The organism is Mycobacterium sp. 852002-30065_SCH5024008, assembly GCF_001665645.1.
Classification (GTDB): domain Bacteria; phylum Actinomycetota; class Actinomycetes; order Mycobacteriales; family Mycobacteriaceae; genus Mycobacterium; species Mycobacterium paraffinicum.
This window is the reverse complement of the sequence record NZ_LZSZ01000171.1, coordinates 23,210-40,311: the sequence shown is the minus strand read 5'-3', so window position 1 is coordinate 40,311 and position 17,102 is coordinate 23,210. Positions and strand designations below refer to the sequence as shown.

17 protein-coding genes and 2 pseudogenes are annotated in these 17,102 nt (G+C 66.1%); 8 read left to right on the top strand and 11 right to left on the bottom strand.

Translation table 11 applies throughout. From position 1 onward, the window contains the following. Positions 1-14 precede the first annotated feature (14 nt). From A5781_RS21200 to A5781_RS21180, 6 genes and pseudogenes are all read left to right on the top strand, one after another. Positions 15-1,088, top strand: coding sequence for an acyl-CoA dehydrogenase family protein (locus A5781_RS21200; RefSeq protein WP_067211366.1), 1,074 nt, complete (start codon positions 15-17; stop codon positions 1,086-1,088). After that, on the top strand, positions 1,085-2,182 hold the full coding sequence (locus tag A5781_RS21195) for an acyl-CoA dehydrogenase family protein (protein WP_067211362.1): 1,098 nt from the start codon (positions 1,085-1,087) through the stop codon (positions 2,180-2,182). The genes A5781_RS21200 and A5781_RS21195 overlap by 4 nt, the downstream gene beginning before the upstream one ends. Next, the gene (locus A5781_RS21190; protein ID WP_197504006.1) at positions 2,179-3,336 is read left to right on the top strand and encodes an acyl-CoA dehydrogenase family protein; all 1,158 of its coding nucleotides are present in this window, start codon (positions 2,179-2,181) and stop codon (positions 3,334-3,336) included. The genes A5781_RS21195 and A5781_RS21190 overlap by 4 nt, the downstream gene beginning before the upstream one ends. Further along, positions 3,333-4,268: an acyl-CoA dehydrogenase family protein gene (locus A5781_RS21185; RefSeq protein ID WP_067211359.1), complete on the top strand. Its 936-nt coding sequence runs from the start codon at positions 3,333-3,335 to the stop codon at positions 4,266-4,268. The genes A5781_RS21190 and A5781_RS21185 overlap by 4 nt, the downstream gene beginning before the upstream one ends. 1 nt (position 4,269) lies before the next feature. Then, positions 4,270-4,344 (top strand): annotated as a pseudogene (locus A5781_RS25725) (16S rRNA (guanine(966)-N(2))-methyltransferase RsmD); the annotation flags it as partial. Continuing rightward, the gene (locus A5781_RS21180) at positions 4,341-5,837 is read left to right on the top strand and encodes a class I adenylate-forming enzyme family protein (RefSeq protein ID WP_067211356.1); all 1,497 of its coding nucleotides are present in this window, start codon (positions 4,341-4,343) and stop codon (positions 5,835-5,837) included. The pseudogene A5781_RS25725 and the gene A5781_RS21180, both read left to right, overlap by 4 nt. 21 nt (positions 5,838-5,858) lie before the next feature. On the opposite strand, the gene A5781_RS21175 is transcribed toward A5781_RS21180, so the two are convergent. The 10 genes and pseudogenes from A5781_RS21175 to A5781_RS21130 all read right to left on the bottom strand — a co-directional run bounded on the left by A5781_RS21175 (position 5,859) and on the right by A5781_RS21130 (position 13,283). After that, positions 5,859-6,281 carry a hypothetical protein gene (locus A5781_RS21175; protein ID WP_231987252.1) on the bottom strand — a complete coding sequence of 141 codons (423 nt, stop codon included), beginning with the start codon at positions 6,279-6,281 and terminating at the stop codon, positions 5,859-5,861. A 39-nt stretch (positions 6,282-6,320) separates the two neighbouring features. After that, complete coding sequence (locus A5781_RS21170) at positions 6,321-7,166, bottom strand: TauD/TfdA family dioxygenase (protein WP_067211353.1); 846 nt, start codon at positions 7,164-7,166, stop codon at positions 6,321-6,323. Between the two features lie 30 nt (positions 7,167-7,196). Further along, entirely contained in the window at positions 7,197-7,520 is a 324-nt protein-coding gene (locus A5781_RS21165; RefSeq protein WP_067211349.1) for a hypothetical protein, read from the bottom strand. Positions 7,521-7,536: 16 nt separating this feature from the next. Beyond that, the gene (locus tag A5781_RS21160) at positions 7,537-8,805 is read right to left on the bottom strand and encodes an aromatic ring-hydroxylating dioxygenase subunit alpha (RefSeq protein WP_067211346.1); all 1,269 of its coding nucleotides are present in this window, start codon (positions 8,803-8,805) and stop codon (positions 7,537-7,539) included. Between the two features lie 19 nt (positions 8,806-8,824). Continuing rightward, positions 8,825-9,568: an SDR family NAD(P)-dependent oxidoreductase gene (locus A5781_RS21155; protein ID WP_067211343.1), complete on the bottom strand. Its 744-nt coding sequence runs from the start codon at positions 9,566-9,568 to the stop codon at positions 8,825-8,827. A 31-nt stretch (positions 9,569-9,599) separates the two neighbouring features. Beyond that, a pseudogene (locus A5781_RS21150) lies at positions 9,600-9,866 on the bottom strand (2Fe-2S iron-sulfur cluster-binding protein); the annotation flags it as partial. A 118-nt stretch (positions 9,867-9,984) separates the two neighbouring features. After that, the gene (locus A5781_RS21145; RefSeq protein WP_067211336.1) at positions 9,985-10,437 is read right to left on the bottom strand and encodes a MarR family winged helix-turn-helix transcriptional regulator; all 453 of its coding nucleotides are present in this window, start codon (positions 10,435-10,437) and stop codon (positions 9,985-9,987) included. Next, positions 10,421-11,683: an amidohydrolase family protein gene (locus A5781_RS21140; protein ID WP_067211333.1), complete on the bottom strand. Its 1,263-nt coding sequence runs from the start codon at positions 11,681-11,683 to the stop codon at positions 10,421-10,423. Before A5781_RS21140 ends, A5781_RS21145 begins: the two co-directional genes overlap by 17 nt. Beyond that, the gene (locus A5781_RS21135) at positions 11,680-12,018 is read right to left on the bottom strand and encodes a hypothetical protein (RefSeq protein ID WP_197503834.1); all 339 of its coding nucleotides are present in this window, start codon (positions 12,016-12,018) and stop codon (positions 11,680-11,682) included. The genes A5781_RS21140 and A5781_RS21135 overlap by 4 nt, the downstream gene beginning before the upstream one ends. Further along, positions 12,015-13,283, bottom strand: coding sequence for an aromatic ring-hydroxylating dioxygenase subunit alpha (locus A5781_RS21130; protein ID WP_067211328.1), 1,269 nt, complete (start codon positions 13,281-13,283; stop codon positions 12,015-12,017). Before A5781_RS21130 ends, A5781_RS21135 begins: the two co-directional genes overlap by 4 nt. A gap of 168 nt (positions 13,284-13,451) precedes the next feature. Between A5781_RS21130 and A5781_RS21125 the strand changes: the two genes are divergently transcribed. Further along, complete coding sequence (locus A5781_RS21125) at positions 13,452-14,897, top strand: aldehyde dehydrogenase (protein ID WP_067211324.1); 1,446 nt, start codon at positions 13,452-13,454, stop codon at positions 14,895-14,897. 74 nt (positions 14,898-14,971) lie between these two features. Here the strand turns inward: A5781_RS21125 and A5781_RS21120 are convergent, their stop codons facing one another. Then, a complete protein-coding gene (locus tag A5781_RS21120; RefSeq protein ID WP_067211321.1) occupies positions 14,972-15,829 on the bottom strand; it encodes an SDR family oxidoreductase in 858 nt (285 codons plus the stop codon). A 184-nt stretch (positions 15,830-16,013) separates the two neighbouring features. On the opposite strand from A5781_RS21120, the gene A5781_RS21115 reads away from it, so the two are divergent. Continuing rightward, complete coding sequence (locus A5781_RS21115; RefSeq protein ID WP_067211317.1) at positions 16,014-17,045, top strand: hotdog fold thioesterase; 1,032 nt, start codon at positions 16,014-16,016, stop codon at positions 17,043-17,045. Positions 17,046-17,102: the final 57 nt, after the last annotated feature.

The window sequence follows — 17,102 nt, the reverse complement described above, 5'->3', positions numbered from 1 at the left end:
ATGTTAGGGGTCTTATGGATGTCGGACTGAATTCGGAGCAGTTGTCGCTGCGCGACACGGTGCGCGACGTCCTACGCACCGAGTGCCCGCCCGACGCCGCCCGCCAGGCGATGACGGATCCGGAGCGGTGGCGCACGCTGTGGAAGACGGTGGTCGATCTCGGTTGGACGGAACTGGCCGCGCCCGGGGCCGGCGACTACGGACCGGTGGAGCTCGCAGTAGTGCTCGAGGAATGCGGTGCCGCCATCGCGCCGATCCCGCTGTTGAGCAGTGTCGGCCTGGCCGCCGGCGCGCTCCGGGGCACAGGTCTCGAGGCGATTCTCGACGACATCGCCGGCGGCGCCGTCGCCACCCTGGCCGTGCACGCCAGGGGATCTCGGCTGCCCGGGGTGCCGATGACCCTGCGCGGCGGACGCCTGCGCGGACGCGCGGTCGCGGTCCCCAACCTGACCCGCTCCGAGCTGCTCGTCACGCTAGCGCGCGCCGACAGCGGCCCTGATGACACCGTGGTGGCGGTCGCGCGCTGCGGCGACGGGGTGACCGTGATCGGGGGCGAATCGACGGATCCCGCGCAGCCGCTGGCAGAGGTCGAGGTCGACGCCGAGCCGTTGGCAACCGCGCCCGTCGATATCGAAAGCGCGTTGACGGCGCCGTTGGTGGCCGCGGCAGCCGACCTGGTAGGCACGGCGAGCGCAGCCTTGCACCGCGCCGTGGAGCATGCCAAGACGCGTCGTCAGTTCGGCACCCCGATCGGCGCGTTCCAGGGGATCAAGCATGCGCTCGCCGACAACTACGTCGGGCTGGAGCGCGCCCGCAGCCTCACCTACGCCGCAGCCGCCCGGCTCGGCGATCCGGCCACCACGCCCGCGGACGCCTGGACCACTGCGGCGCTCGCCAAGGCGGCGGCCGGCGATGCGGCCGCCAATTGTGCGAGAACCGCGGTCCAAGTGCACGGAGCGCTCGGGCAGACCTGGGAGCACGACGCCCACCTCTATGTCCGCCACGCCTGGCAGGCCGCCGCGATGCTGGGCGACAGCCGCGTGCTCTATCACGAGGTGGGCCGCCGTTTCGCGGGAGGCGCGGCATGACCGCGGTCATCGACGAATTCGGCGCCTGGTTAAGGGAGTTTCTGCCGAAGGACTATTACGAGAATTATCGCGAGTACCGCTGGGACCTGAAGCTGCGGCGCGATTACCAGCGAGCGGCCTTCGAGGCCGGATGGATACAGCCGACCTGGCCGCGCGAACACGGCGGCCGATCGCTGGGTCTGCGCGATGCGATGGAGGTCCGGCTCGAGGCGGCGCTGCGGTCCGCGCCCAAGCTGCCCAACATCGCGGGCCCCAATGTGGCCGCACCCGGCATCCGTCAGTTCGGCACCGCCGCCCAGATCGACCGCCTGCTGGCTCCCCTGCTGCGCGGTGACGAATGGTGGGCGCTGGGCATGTCGGAACCGGAAGCCGGATCCGATTTCGCCGGCCTGCGCACGCGCGCCGAACGCGACGGAGACGTGTTTCGGGTCAACGGCCACAAGATCTGGACCACCCAAGCCCACGAGTCGCGGTGGTGCACCCTGTATGCCCGCACCGACCCGGAGGCACCGAAACATCGGGGTATTTCCTGCCTGATCCTGGACCTGCATTCGCCGGGGGTGCGCATCGAGCCCATCCGGATGGCGTCGATCTCCGACGAGACATTCTGCGAGGTCTTCCTCGACGATGTCGAAGTTCCGATGGAAAACCTGCTGGGCCCGCTCCACGGTGGGTGGAACGTTGCGCTGTCGTCGTTGCACCACGAACGCCAGATGATCTGGATCATGAACTGGGTCGAGATCAAGCGTGGACTCGAATCGGTACGCAGGGCACAGCCGACCGCGGATATCTGCACCGAGCTCGGTTCCCTGCTGGCCGATGCCGAAGCGTTGCGGGCCACCGGATACCGCGCCCTGGGCAACGAATTGGCGGGCCGACCGAGCCCCGAAGCAGACACCATGAAGCTGCTGGGATCGATTACGTTGCAACGGGTTTGGGAGCTTGCTGCCGTTGCCCAAGGAACAGAGTCGCTCAGCGACTCGGATCTGATCTTCGAACGCCAGGACGCGCTGGCCGCGACCATCTACGGCGGAACGTCGGAGGTCCAGCGCAACATCATCGCCGAGCGGCTGCTCGGGCTGCCGAAGGGATGACGACGATGGATTACGACCTCGGCGACGACGCCGCAGAACTGCGAAACCACCTGCGGGAGTTGGTATCCAACCACATCCCCGCCGACTTCCTGGGCGCCTGTACCGAGAACCCGCAAGATCTCGCCACCACCGAGACGTTCTGCAAATTGCTGGCCGCCGAAGGCCTGCTGGCGCTGGCGTGGCCGAAAGAGCATGGCGGCGGCGGTGGTTCGGTGTGGCAGCAGACGGTGCTGCGCGAGGAGATGTGGGCCCAGCACGAGCCCCGCGGTCCCCAATACATGGGGATCAATTGGGTGGGCCCGGCACTGATGCGCTACGGAACCGCCCAACAGAAGGCCAGGCACCTGGCCGCCATCGCCGCCGGCGACGTGATCTGGTGTCAGGGTTTTTCCGAGCCGGAGGCCGGTACCGACCTTGCCTCGTTGCGTACCCGCGCCGTGCGGGACGGCGACGGCTGGCGCATCACCGGACAGAAGGTGTGGACGTCGTATGCGTTGATGGCGTCCTGGTGTGTGCTGGCGGCCTGCACCGATCCCGAGGCCCCAAAGCCCAAGCGGCTCACGCTTTTTCTGATTCCGATGGATCGGCCCGGCTTCACGGTCCGGCCTATCGGGTCGATGCTGGGGCCGCATCACCTCAACGAGATGTTCCTCGACGACGTGCAGGCGTTCCCCAATGATGTTCTCGGCGAGGTCGGCGACGGCTGGCGGGTCATGCGCGAGGCGCTGGCATTCGAGCGTGTGGGCATCGCCCGCTACGCGCGCTGCGAATCTTTGCTCGACCGGATGAGCACCCTGCTCGGCGACGATTGGGGCGCGCTTCCCGAATCGCTTCGCTCGCGGTGGGTGCGGGCGCTCGTCGATCTACGGGTCGCCCGGCTGCTGGCCTATCGAGCCGTGTCGCTGCAAGATGACCCGGCGGCGGGCGCGGCGGCCAGTGCGGCCCGCATCGCCACCACGACGTGCGACCAGCAGGTCGCCGAGCTACTTTTCGACGTGTTGGGCCCGGTCGCGCTGGACAGCGGTGCCGGCGCTGCGCTGCACGGGGCGATCGAAGACCATTGGCGTTACGCGCAGGCCGCCACCGTGGCATCGGGCACCATCGAAGTGCAGAAGATGTTGGTGGCCAGGGACGTGTTGGGAGAACACCGGTGAAAACTGATCTGCCACAAGACATCAGCGACTTCGCTGCGGTCGCGGCCAAGCGGCTGGGCCGACTGGGCGGGCCGCAGGCAGCGTTGCGCGCCGAAACCGACGATGGCATCCGCGACGCGGCGCGCACGGCCCTGGCCGAGGTCGGCGCGTTCGAGCTCGATGTCCGATCGGCGCCCGACGACCTGCTCGCCGCGGCCGTGCTGTGCCGCGCCGCCGGCGCTACCGCGTTGCCCTATCCCCTCGTCGAAGAGTTACTGGCGATCGACGGCGCCCGCCTTGCCCTGGTCGACCCCGCTGCGCCGCGCATCGACCATGGCGACCTGCCCGGTGACTGGATCGCCGCCGACCTCGACGGCACCCGATACCACCCGCGGCCGGCTTCGCGGACCAACGCCAAGCTCGGCCCGTTCCTGGTGCCCGCTTCCCTCGGTGAGCCCGATGGAACTGTTCCGGCCGGCGACGTTAACCTTCATCTCGTGCTGGGATCATGGCGGATTCTGGGATCGGTGCAGCAGGCGCTGCAGATCGTCACCGATCATGTGCGTGCCCGCATTCAGTTCGGTAAGCCACTGGCGGACTTTCAGGCCGTCCGGTTCGCCGTGGCGGAGGCCGCGGTCGCGGTGCGCGGACTGCACGAGTTGGCGAAATTCACCATCTGCCGTCCGGAATCGCTACCAACAGAGGTCCGTTCGGCGGACGCGCTTGTCCTTCGGCTCAAGGCGTCCGACGCCGCGCGCCAAGTGCTACGCACCTCGCACCAACTGCTCGGCGCGCTGGGCTTCTGCGATGAGTCCGATGTCAGCGTGCTCGACCGGCATACCCAGCCGCTGATCCGTCTGCCGCTGAGCGCCGAGGCGCTCGCGTTGCGCCTCATCCCGGGCATCCCGGACGGCTCCTTCGAGACACTGTTCAGCGGGCCGGTATCGGCGTGAGCGCGCCGGCGACGATGCAGTGGGGGCACCGCCCGCTTGCGGGGGACGAAGCGATGAGGAGGAGCGGCGCTCGTGACTAAGCCTGCGGCGGCCGAGGTGGCGGCCAACCCGCTAGCGGACGGAATCCCCTTCGGAACCAAACTTCAACAGCTCGCCGAACAGCGTCGTGACGACATCGGGGTGACCGTCGTCGCCCTCGACGGCACCGCGCAGTCGCTGAGCTTCGGTGAACTCGACGCCCGCGCCAATCAGTGGGGCCGCGCACTGGCCGCCTACGGCGCGGAGACCGGTTCCCTTGTCGCGCTGGCGATCCCGAACTCGATTCACCTGGTGCTGGCCACCCTGGGGTGCTGGAAGATCGGCGCCGTTCCCGTCCCCATGCACTGGGACCTGCCCGAGTGGGAGCGAGACAGAGTCCGCGAGGTGATCAACCCCGCGGTCGTCGTGGACGAGGTGAGTCGGTGGCGCCTCGAGGCGCAGGCGGCGGGCGAATCCGCCGGCGCGCTGCCCGAGGCGGTGTCCCCCAATGTCAACGGAATCTGCAGTAGCGGTTCGACCGGGGTACCGAAAGTGATCCTCAGCCTGGCGCCGTCGCTCTGGACCCCCCAGCACGGCGAGCCGTTCCTGTCGAACTGGACGCCGGTCGCTCAGCCACAGACCATCATGGTGCCCGCGCCGATGTATCACACCAACGGCTTCGCCACCTTCTTCTTCCTGCTGGCCGGCGACCGTTTGGTGGTGCTGGAAAAGTTCGATGCCGCACTGGTTCTCGATGTGATCGAACGCTTCAAGGTCACCAACTTCACCGCCACGCCGACGATGCTGGCGCGCATCGCGGCCCGGCCGGAAGTCCGGGAGCGGGACCTGTCCAGCATCGTGTTCATCCTGCAGGGCGCCGCCGTGATGCCGCCGTCGCTCATGCATACCTGGTTCGAACTGCTGAGCCCGCAGCAGATCGTGTCGGCATACGGCATGACCGAAAACCTTGGGCTCACGGCCTTGCGCGGCGACGAGTGGCTCGCCCACCCGGGCAGTGTCGGCCGCGGCTTCCGGGATACCGAAATCCGGATTCTCGACGCCGGAACGAAACAGCTTGGCCCCGGTGAACACGGCGAGATCTACCTGCGCGCACCGATGAGCGCGGGATCGCGCTATGTGGGCGGCGCGGCGCCGCTACCGTCCACCGAAGACGGCTTCCGCTCCGCCGGCGACATCGGCTACCTGGACGAGGACGGCTACCTCTACATCGTCGACCGCCGAGTCGACATGATCGTCACCGGCGGCGCGAATGTCTTTCCGGCGGAAGTCGAGTCGGCTTTAGCGGGACATCCCGACATCGCCGACGTCGTCGTCATCGGCCTTGCCGACCCGCAATGGGGACGCCGGGTGCACGCGGTGGTGCAGCTCGCCGGCGGTGCGGCGCTCACCGAAGAGCAGGTGATCGAGTATGCGAAGACCCGGCTCGCCCACTACAAGGCCCCCAAGACCATCGAGTTCGTCGACGCGATTCCCCGCACCGCGGCGACCAAGGTCAATCGCTCGGCGATGATCGAGGCCCGGGGCGGCTGAGAGGACCGGACTCTGGAATGGTCAGCCGACCGGTGTGATCCCCGAGCTCGAGATGGTGAAGCCGCGACCCGAAACGACGGTACATGTCACCCCGCCGGTCTCCGACCGGCATGTGAACGGGCCGGCTCCCATCGTCTGCCCGTAACCGAGGATCGGAGTGCCCTCCGCCGGATTCGCCAGACAGCTCTCCCCCGCGCAGCGGGACAGGCCCCCACCGGTGTCCATCCGTACGGACGCCGGTGGCGACAAGGTGAAACAGAACGTTTCGTCGGGTAGACCGCGACGCTGGTAGTCGATCTCGCAGCTGATGTTGCGTGACGGGGACAGGAAAGCCACGTAGTTGTCCTGATCGGCGGCGGCCAACGGCGTGAACGCCTGCGGCGCAAGAACGGTTCCGGCGCCGCCCAGTACGGTTGCTGCGGCGGTCAGCGCTTTTCTCAACACATGCCAACCGTGCCACAACGAGGCAACCGGCGGACCGATTTATCGAATCGGTTCGTCACCGAGCACGGTCGTGCGCAGCATCTCGCGTTGCGAGGTGGGGTCGTAGGGGGCCGCGCGGTGGAGCACTCCCCGGTTGTCCCAGATGACGGTGTCGCCCACCGACCAGTGGTGGCTGTACACCTGGTTCGTTCTAGTGGCGCGCTCGAGCAGCTCCTCAAGCAGCGCTCGGCCCTCGTCGAGATCCATGCCCACCACGTAGTCGGCCGACGCGCCCAGCACCAGCGATCTGCGGCCGCTGCGGTGCGTCCACACCAGCGGGTGTTCATGGGTGCGCCGGGATCGCCAGCGGGCCACCTGTTCTGGCGAGGCGTCAGGATGGGCGCGCCGCTGAGAGGCCTCCAGCGAGTGCACGACGCGAAGCGACCCGAAGCGATCCTTGTCTTCTTCGGTCAGTTCGTCGTAGGCGGCATAGGAGTTGGCGAATTCGGTTTCGCCACCCCACTCGGCCACCTGCACCGCCGACAGGACGGTGGCCTTCTGCGGGCACTCGTCGTCGAGCGGCGTGCATCCATCGATGTGCCAATCGAACGTGGCCTTCAAGATTTCCGCCGAGGAGTTCTTGGCCGGGTTCAGTGAGATGGGATAGATGCCGGCGACCGGGTGATGGCCGTCGGCGGAGTGATCGACCTCCCCCAGTAGACGACAGAACCTGACCTGGGCCTCTGGATCGAGCTGCAAACCGCGGAAGACCAGGACTCCGTTGTCCTCCAACGCATCCAAGACCGCCTCACCGACCGGGTCGTCGGAAGCCAGGCGGCCCGGATCGAGGCCGCTGACCTCCGCGCCGACGGACGCGGTGAGCTTGTTGATGGTGAGCAGACTCATGGCCTGTCCTTCCTGATCAATGCCTTGCCGTTAGGGCGACGGCTCGACGGTGCGGATCATGACCGCGTCGGCGGCACTGACGGGCGCGGGCTGGTGCATGATCTCCACCGCCATCGCGACCATGATCAACGAATAGATCATGTGCAGCAGGTTGAGCGCATCGTCGGGCAGGTTGTCGAGCGGGAACTTGTCGCAGTATTCGATGGCCTCTTCAAGCCGTGGGAAGAACGCGTCGTAGAACTCGCGCATCTCGGGCATCGTGCTGGCGATTCGGGTGTTCCAGCGTTCGGTTTCGGTTGCCAGGCACCACTGTTGGGCGTACTTCTCCAATTCGGCGAAGGCGCTGGGCAGCATGGCGTCTGACACGGGTTCACACTCCTGCCGGCGCCGAAGCAGATTCGCGCTGGTACGCGTCGACCCAGTCGGTGACGACCTTGTGCAGGTGGCGTACCAGGATTTCTTGGTCGTTGAGTGGAAACGCATCGACGATTCCGTATTCCAGTGCGGCCTGCGTGCCACCGAGCATCCCCGCGTCCTGCAGCGCAAACTCCTTGAGCACCACCGACGCCACTTCGTGTTCGATGCGTTCGCGCACGCTGCGGGCCGGGTGGAAGTAGGTATAGCCCTCGAAGCGATGCGTGTTGTGTGAGGTGGGCCAATACCGGTAGAGCAGATACCAGCCGCCGTAGATCAATATTTCGATGTTGGGGAAGATCTGGAAATTGCTGATGCCCCATGGCTCGATGCCGCCCGGGTTGAGGCCAGGCGGTAGCGCACCGATATCCGGTGTGCGCCACGGGCCGACCAGCCCGCTCTGGGTGGTCCGCTCGATCGGATACATGTACTCGGGAGGCAGCAGCCACCGCCGCCGCCCGGCGGTCGACACCAGCCGGTGCGGACCGTCGAGCTGGAAGTGCCCACAGGTGAATCCGGCGTTGGGGTCGCGCACGTAGGGAGGCACTTGTTGCGGATGCAGCGAAGGTACGTGGTAGTACTCCTGAAACGCGTCGGCGAAGATCTTCCAGTTGCTGTTGTTGTGCGCCACCCACTCGTAGCGTTCGGTCAATTTTTCGAACGGGTACCCGTCGAGACCCGTGACCATAGGCCCGAGGAATTCGCGCAGGCTCTGTCGGGGTTGGGCGTCGAAGTTGATGAAGACGAACCCATTCCAGACGTCACAGTGCACGGGTCGCAGCCCGTAGTCGGACGGGTCGAGGTCGAAGAATTCGGATTCCTGCTGCACGAATGTCAACGCCCCCTCGAGGTCGTAACGCCACCCGTGGTACTTGCAGGTGAATTGCCGGCAGGTGCCTCGGGTTTCCTGGGCGGGAAAGTCGTTCCACACCAGCTTGTTTCCCCGGTGACGACAGACGTTGTAGAAGGCGCGGATGCGTTCGTCTCGCGCTTTCACCAGAATGACCGAACTCCGGACCACCTCGAGCTCTTTGGTGAGGTAGCTGCCGACGCGGGGCAACTCCTCGACCCTGGCGACGTTCAGCCAGGCGCGTTTGAAGATCGCTTCGCGTTCGAGCTCGTAGAACTCCGGCGACGTGGAGTCGCCGAATGACACCGGGCCGGTGCCCAGTTCGGGATAGTGCTCGGTCCAGGATCCCTCCGGTGGCCTGCCCGATCGCGTCATCTGAACCTCCTGATCGACGTCACAACACCGCTCCGCCGTTGACGCCCAAAACCTGGCCGGTGATGAATCTGGCTTCCTGCGAACACAGGAATCCCACCGCAGCGGCGACGTCAGCCCCGGTGCCCAGATAGCCCAGCGGGATGTTGGCGGCGATCTGGTCGTTGGACGGCAGGTAACCGGCCGCCTGCCCCTGATGCTGCATCGGCGTTTCGATGCCCGACGGCGGGATGTTGTTGACGGTAATCCCGTGCGAGGCATATTCGCGTGCAAGCGATTTGGTCAGGGTGATCACACCGCCTTTGGACGCCGCGTAATGGGCGGCGAACGGTGAGCCACGTTGAGCGCTTGACGACGAGATCATGACGATCCTGCCCCAATTCGCATCGACCATGTCCGGGAGCGCAAGTTGGCAGCAATGAAACGTCCCGGTCAGATTGACGTCGATGATCCGCGCCCACGATTCGGCGGTGATGTCGGCGAAGGCCGAAAAGCCGAACAGCCCGGCGCTGGTCACCAACACGGTGACCGGGCCCAACTCGCTGCGGACCTTGGCGAATGCCTGCTCGAGCGCGGGCCGGTCGGTGACATCGGCACCCACTCCGATCGCGGTGACACCCTCGGCACGCAGATCCTCGGTGACACGCTGCGCCGCTTGCTCGTTGACGTCCAGGACCGCGACCTTGTGTCCCCGCCGGCCCAATTCGTGGCAGGTGGCTTCGCCCATACCCGAGGCGCCGCCCGTCACCACGGCCACCCGGCTCATCGACTGCGCCCCATTGCGGTTGTTCTCCCCTTCACTCGTAGACCACGCGTACGGTGCGGCTGGTCGGCAACGCCTGGCAGGTCAGGACCCACCCGTCGTCCACCTCGTCGTCATCGAGTGCGTCGTTGTTGAGCATTCGGGCGCTGCCCTGCGTCAGCCGCGCCATGCAGGTTGCGCAGGAACCGGTTTCGCACGAGGACGGCGCGGCCAAGCCCGCCATGCGGGCGGTCTGCAGCAAGGTATCGCCCGCACTGTAGGGCACCGTCGTGGCGCGCCGGTCCAGCTCTATGGTCACTTCCTCGGTCACGACCCCGTCGCTATCGTGCGACCCCGACGCGGCGGTCGCTCTGGGCTCTGGCATCTCTCGAACAGTATCAACTACTTGCGATTAATATCAAGTACTAGAGAATCGGCCCCTAGTTCTCCACGCGGTCGTTGAAAAGCTCGTGGCCGGTGCCCTTTTCGACCACGCGGCCCAGCAGTTCACGCAGGGTTTGCTGCTCCTGCTCGCTGAGGACACCGAACACCTCTTCGTGAGCGGCGATCGCGTCGTTGACGACCGTTGCGGCGACTTTGCGGCCCTCCCCCGTGAGGTAGGCCTGCAGAATGCGGCCGTGCTGGGGATCGCGCTTTCTTTCCACCAGGCCGCGGCGCTCCAGCGCGGTCAGCGCGAGCTGAACCCCCTGCGGGCTGATCAGCAGGCGGCGGGCCAGTTCGGCGCCGGAAAGGCCGGGCTCATTGGCGAGTTGGCGCAACACGCCGATCTGGGCAGTGCTGACACCGTGCACTCGCATCGCGTCGTTGATGGTGGTCAGCGAGTAATAGAAAGCCTGCTTGAGCAACCACAGGATGTTATCGGTGAGTTCCATGGTTGCCTCCCTGTTTGAAAACCTCGCCGCCCTTCATGACAAACGGCACGTCGAGTGTGGCGTCGATGTCCTGCGCGGGATCGCCGGGTACGGCGATGATGTCGGCGAGGTAGCCGGGCGCCAGTCGGCCCAGTTCTTCGTCGGCATCGATGAGCTCCGCGGCCACGACCGTGGCCGCCCGGATCGCCTGCATCGGCGTCATGCCGCGCTTCACCAGCGCGCCCAGCTCCTTGGCGTTGTGGCCGTGCGGAATCGCCGGCGCGTCGGTGCCGCACGCGATCCGCACTCCGGCGGCAATCGCCCTCGGCAGCATGGCTTTCGCCCGCGGGAACACCTCTTCGGCTTTCTTGCGCAGCTCCGGTGCGATCCGGTCGACCGCCATCGCCTCGGTCAGATACGTGGTGGAGACCAGGAAGGTGCCGTGGTCGACCATCATCTGGATGGTCTCGTCGCTGGCCAGGAATCCGTGTTCGATGCAATCGATGCCGGCTCGGATGCACGCCTGGATCGCGCTGTCGCCGACGGCGTGCGCCGCCACCCGCACGCCGGCCCGGTGGGCTTCGTCGGCGATCGCGGCGAACTCGGCGCCGGAGTACTGCTGGGCTCCCGGGGCCGTGCTGTGGGACATGACCCCGCCGGAGGCCGACACCTTGATCAGCTTCGCCCCGTGGCGAATCTGGTAACGGACACAAGCGATCACGTCCGGGACACCGTTGGCGATGCCCTCGGCCACCGACAGCGGCATGATGCCGGGCGCGAGCCGCTGGAAAACCGTCGGATCCAGGTGTCCGCCGTAAGGGGTGACGGCGTGGCCGGCGGGATAGATGCGGGGGCCGGCGTGCCAGCCCTGGTCGATGGCGCGCTGCAGCGCAACGTCGAGCAGGTAGCCGCCGGTCTTCACCATCAGCCCCAGGTTGCGCACGGTGGTGAAACCCGCCTCCAGGGTGGTGCGCGCATTGACCGCACCACGCAAAGTGCGATAGGCCGGATCGTCCTGGACACCGTGCATCGGCGACGGCAAGCCCTCCGGCCCACCGGGGCCGCCGATCAGCAGGTTGAGTTCCATATCCATCAGGCCCGGCAGCAGCGTCACGTCGCCCAGGTCGATGACCGTCGCCCAATCCGGCACGCCGCCTTCGGGATTGATGGCGGCGATGCGCTCACCCTCTACCACCACGACGGCGGGTGAGCGAACCTGGCCGTCGATCACGTCACCCCACCGCGCCGCCCGCAGGACGGTGGTCATGGTACGGGCTCGGACACGCAATCCAGGGTGGACGCACCGGAGTCGGGCACCCGCGGTTGCTTCCAGCACTCCACCGGAAACGACACCATGATCATCGAATACAGCAGATGCATGAGATTCAGCACATCATCGGGCAAGTCGTCGAGGGAGAACTTGTCGCAGTACGCGAGGGCCTCTTCCGCGCGGGGCGTGATCGCGTCGTAAAAGGCCTTCATCTCCGTCATCGTGCTCGCCAGCCTCTTGGCGTAGCGCTCCGGTTCGGAAGGCAGACACCAGTCCGTGAATTGCTCCAGGTCGGCGAATTCGGTTGGCAGCATGGGAGACATCGCGGTCACACCCACGCCGTAGCGGTGCGGCGATACCGATCGATCCACGCCGCGGTTTCCTTGTGCAAGTGCCGGAGCAGGATCTCCTGGTCGTTGAGCAGGAACCGATCGATGACCCGCGACTCGACCATGCTCTGAGTCGCCTCGAGCGTGTTCGCGTCCTGCAGGCCGTATTCCTTGAACGAAACGGCCGCGAGTTCCTGGGCGACGCGTTCGCGCGGAGTGCGCGGCTGCGCGAAATACAACGTCCCCTCGAAGAGGTGGGAGTTGTAGGAGGTTGGCCAGTAGTGGTACGTCAGATACCAACCCTGTCCCCAGAACAGGATCACGAAGTTGGGGAAGAGCTGGAAGGAGTCCAGCCCCCACGGATCGCATTTCGCCGGGTTGAGCCCGGCGGGCATCTTCCCGAGATCCGGCTTGTCCCATGGACCGAACAGGCCGCTCTGGCAGATGTCCTCGATCGGCTTGCGCATCTCCGCCGCCATCTCCCACGCCCGCACTCCCGACGTGCTGACCAGCCGATGCGGGCCTTCCAATCGGTAATGCGGGGCCTCAAAACCGGCCTCGGCGGCCGCTTTTGAGTAGGCGGTTGGCGACTGGTTCGCGTGTAGCACGGGGGCGTGATAGAACTCCTGGAACGCGTCCATGTAGAGCTTCCAGTTCGCCTTGACCTCCGAGCGGTAGTGCCAGCGCGAGGTCATCCGGTCGAACGGATACCCCTCCAGCGCGGTGACCATCGGCCCGAGGAACTCCCGCAGCGACTGTTCGGGATGCTTGGCGAAGTTGACGAAGATGAAGCCTTCCCAGACCTCGCAATGCGCCGGCACCAACCCGTAGCGGCTCTTGTCGAGGTCGAAGAACTCCTCCTCCTGCTGCACGAACGTCAGGTTGCCGTCCAGGTCGTACCGCCAGGCGTGGTATTTGCAGGTGAATTGGCGGCACACACCGCTGGTCTCCTCGAGCGGCATGTCATTCCACACCAACTTGTTCCCGCGGTGCCGACACACGTTGTGATACGCCTTGATCTCCCCGGATCTGGTGCGCACCAGGATGATCGAGGTGTTGACGGCCTTGAGCTCCTTGGTAAAGTAGCTGCCAGTACGCGAAAGACGTTCAACGCGACCAACATTGAGCCAGGCGCGCTTGAAGATGGCCTCTCGTTCCAACTCGTGGATTTCCGGGCTGATGGAATCCTCATACGAGACCGGTCCGGTTCCCAGCTCGGGATAATGCTGCGTCCAGCTGCCCTCCGGCGGCTTGGGGAATCGAGCCATGAACGCTCCTATCCGATCCGATGTCACACGGGCCGCCCGACGGCCGGTTCACTCCGAATGGCCGCGCGGCCACCGGTTTCAGTGATTCCGCAGGACCCCGTCGGGGCCGACGGTATATGCTCCACGACATAATCGCAAGTAGTTGATATTGCCGATGGGAGTCTTTCGATGGAGCAAGACCATGGGTTGCGGATCGCTCCGGGCCGCTCGGTGCTGTCGCACGGTGGGGTATTCGAGGTCATATCCCCACACACCGAGGAATCCATCGCCGAGGTGGCCGCTGCCGAACCCGCGGACGTCGAGGCGGCGGTCAAGGCCGCACGCGCGGCGATCGACTCGGGAGCCTGGAGCCGCACCACCCCCGCCGAGCGGATCGCCGCGATCCGGGGACTCGCCGACGCCTACGACCAGCGGCGCGCGGAGATGGCCGGCATCATCACGGCCGAGATCGGCGCTCCCATCACCTTCGCCCAGCGCGCCCAAGTCGGCCTGCCCGCGATGATGATGCGCGCATTCTGCGACCTGGCCGAGCGCCACACCTGGAAGGAGTCGCGCCGCGGCTTCTTCGGTGCCGACGTGCAGGTGCACAAGGAACCCGTTGGCGTCGTCGCCGCGATCGTGCCGTGGAACATGCCCCAATTCCTCATCACCACCAAACTGGTGCCCGCGCTGCTCGCCGGGTGCGCGGTCCTGCTGAAGCCCGCGCCCGAATCACCCTTGGACGCATTGCTTTTGGCGCAGATTCTCGATGAAATCGACCTGCCGCCCGGCGTGGTCAGTTTCCTGCCCGGCGACAGCGCCGTCGGCGAACTCCTGGTGTCGCACCCCGGGGTGGACAAAGTGTCGTTCACCGGATCGACGGCCGCGGGGCGGGCCGTGGCGGCCGCGTGCGCGGCGAACCTCACGAAGGTCAGTCTGGAACTCGGCGGCAAATCGGCCGCCATCGTCCTCGATGACGCCGCACCCGAGACGGTCGCCACCGGAGTGCGGTCGGCCAGCCTGTCGAACAGCGGGCAAATCTGCAACGCCTTGACCCGCCTGCTGGTCCCCCAGCACCGACACGACGAGTATGTCGACGCACTCGCAGCGGAGATGACCAGTCTGCGGGTGGGTGATCCCAGCGACCCGGGCACCCAGCTGGGCCCGCTGGTGTCCCGCCGCCAACAGAATCGCGTCCGCAATTACATCCAGATCGGCCAGGACGAAGGCGCGCAGCTCGTCACCGGCGGGGCTCACATGCCAGACGGCCTCGACCGCGGCTGGTACGTCGCGCCGACCCTCTTCGCTTCCGCCGATAACGGCATGCGCATCGCCCGCGAAGAGATCTTCGGCCCCGTGCTCACCGTCATCCCCTATCGCGACGAGGACGACGCGGTCGCAATCGCCAACGACTCCGACTACGGCCTGGCCGGATCGGTATGGAGCGCTGACACCGAGCGGGCTCTGTCGATCGCCGCCCGGGTGCGCAGCGGCACCCTCGGGATCAACCAGGGCTACACCATGGACCCGTTCGCTCCGTTCGGCGGTGTCAAGGGCAGCGGCTACGGTCGGGAACTGGGACCCGAGGGAATCGACAGCTACCTGGAACCCAAGTCCATCGCGATTTCGTCGTAATCCTCAGTCACACACCAGGTTTGGGATCGACCATCGGCACGGCGCAAAGGTCATTGCGGCGCCCAGGCCGATCGTCAACCCGCCGACGGCGCCGAGGCCTGCTCCATTGCACGAACGCGCTTGAGCATTCCTTTTGCGGCTCGCATCGACAACGCGGGCGAGAGCCGCTCGAGGTACCAAAACGCCTTCCACCACGCGGGCACCACGATGATCGCGTCTCCTCGCAACACGGCGCGAAGCGCGCGCTCGGCAAACTTTTCAGGCGCCAGCGGGTGCAGCCGCTCCCACATATCGAGGATTTCCTCGTTGCTGATGCCCGCCATATCAGTCCGTCCGTACTTGCCGCCGGTAAGTATCGGGGTCCGGATCACTCCGGGGCAGAGCACCGAGACCTGCACCCCGTGGCGCTCGGCCTCTAGCCGCAACGATTTCGACAACGCGACGACGGCGTGTTTGGTGGCGGTGTAGCTTGCCTGGCCCGCGGTCGTCATGAGACCGGCCATGGAGGCCGTGTTCACGATACGACCGGAGTGCTGCCGGATCATGATCGGATACACCGCTTGGATACCGTGCACGACACCGCGCAGGTTCACGTCGAAGACGTCGTTCCAGTCGTCGAGCGTGTATTTGTCGACCTCACCGGCGACTCCGATGCCGGCATTGTTGAACAAGTAGTCGATCCGCCCGGATTGCTGCACCGCCTCGGCGACGGCGCGCTCAAACGATGGGTAGTCGCGCACATCAAGCTCGGTCGCGTGCGCCTTACCACCGCCGCTGCTGAGGCGTTGCGCGAACTCCCGCGCAGGGCCGATCTGCCGATCGGCGATCCAGACCTCGGCGCCCCCGTCGACCAGCGCAGTGGTCAACGCCGCGCCGATGCCAGACGCGCCGCCGGTGACGAATGCAACCTTCCCGGACACGCTCGCTGTCATTCCAGCAGCCTAATCCCTGAATCGCGGCTGGTAGAGCGGATCGTGACAGCACGCCGCCGATACGACGCGCGCCTGCCCGGAACCACGAACGGGACGGAAACCACGGTTTCTCGGATACACCGGGTGCCCACGGTAACCTCATTCTCATAGCGCGCACCGCGCCAAGGAAGGGGACGAATCGCTCATGACCGACCTTGGCGACGACGTCGAAGTGACCCGCGGCGACCGCTTCATCAAAACGGCCGTCGAGATATTGGGCGAGACGGGACGCACCGACTTCACCGTGCAGGAGGTCGTCGCCCGCTCCAAAACGTCGCTGCGCGCCTTTTACCAGCATTTCAGCAGCAAAGACGAGCTGCTGCTCGCGCTGTTCGACCGGACCATCGCCCAATCGGTTCAGACGTGGCGCGCCGAGACCGACGGGCTGGACAGCACCGCGGCGCTGAAGCTGGTGATCGATCGCATCAGCCAGCAACCGGAATCGACCACCCAAGACAGCCTCAATCGCGCGTTGACCCTCTATAACCAACATCTGGCCGAGACCCGTCCACGCGACTACGCCCGAGTGCTCTCACCCTTGCATCGACTCATTCGCGACATCGTGGGCCAGGGCATCACCGAGGGCGTCTTCAACCCGGGAGTGGACGTCGGGGCGGCGGCCGCCATCGTCATGCAGACGGTGATGGGGGCACAGCGATTGCATTGGCTGGGAACGGAATTGAACGGAGCTCCGGTCGACGTCGGTCAACTGTATGACTTCTGCAGTCGCGCTCTGGGTATCCGGGACGGCGACGAAGATTCGAGCACGCCGTCGCTGAGCGAACTGTTCGCGCAGATCGGCATGCGGCCGGGAACCCGCGATGGCGAATTCGCGATGACGATGCCGGTCAGCCCGGCCGTCGTCAACACTTCCGGCGCACTGCAGGGCGGCCTGGTCGCGACACTCGTCGACGTGGCGGGCGGACAATTCGGGCTGGACTACCTGCAGCCGGACACGACGATGACGACGGCGGACCTCTTCATTCGTTACCTGCGCCCGATCCGGCAGGGCTCCGCCTTCGCCGTGCCCCGGATGCTGCGGTCCGGGCGACGGGCGATGGTGATGCAGGTGGACATCTACGGCGAGGCCGACGATGAGCTCGCCGCGACCGCGACGGTGAATTTCGCCGTCATTAACGGGGCGACGCCGAAGCTTCCCAACTGGCCGGACGCTTAGCCGCCGACGACGAACGTCACGCCAGCGCGGCGACCGAGCCGACTGGCGGCGCTACAC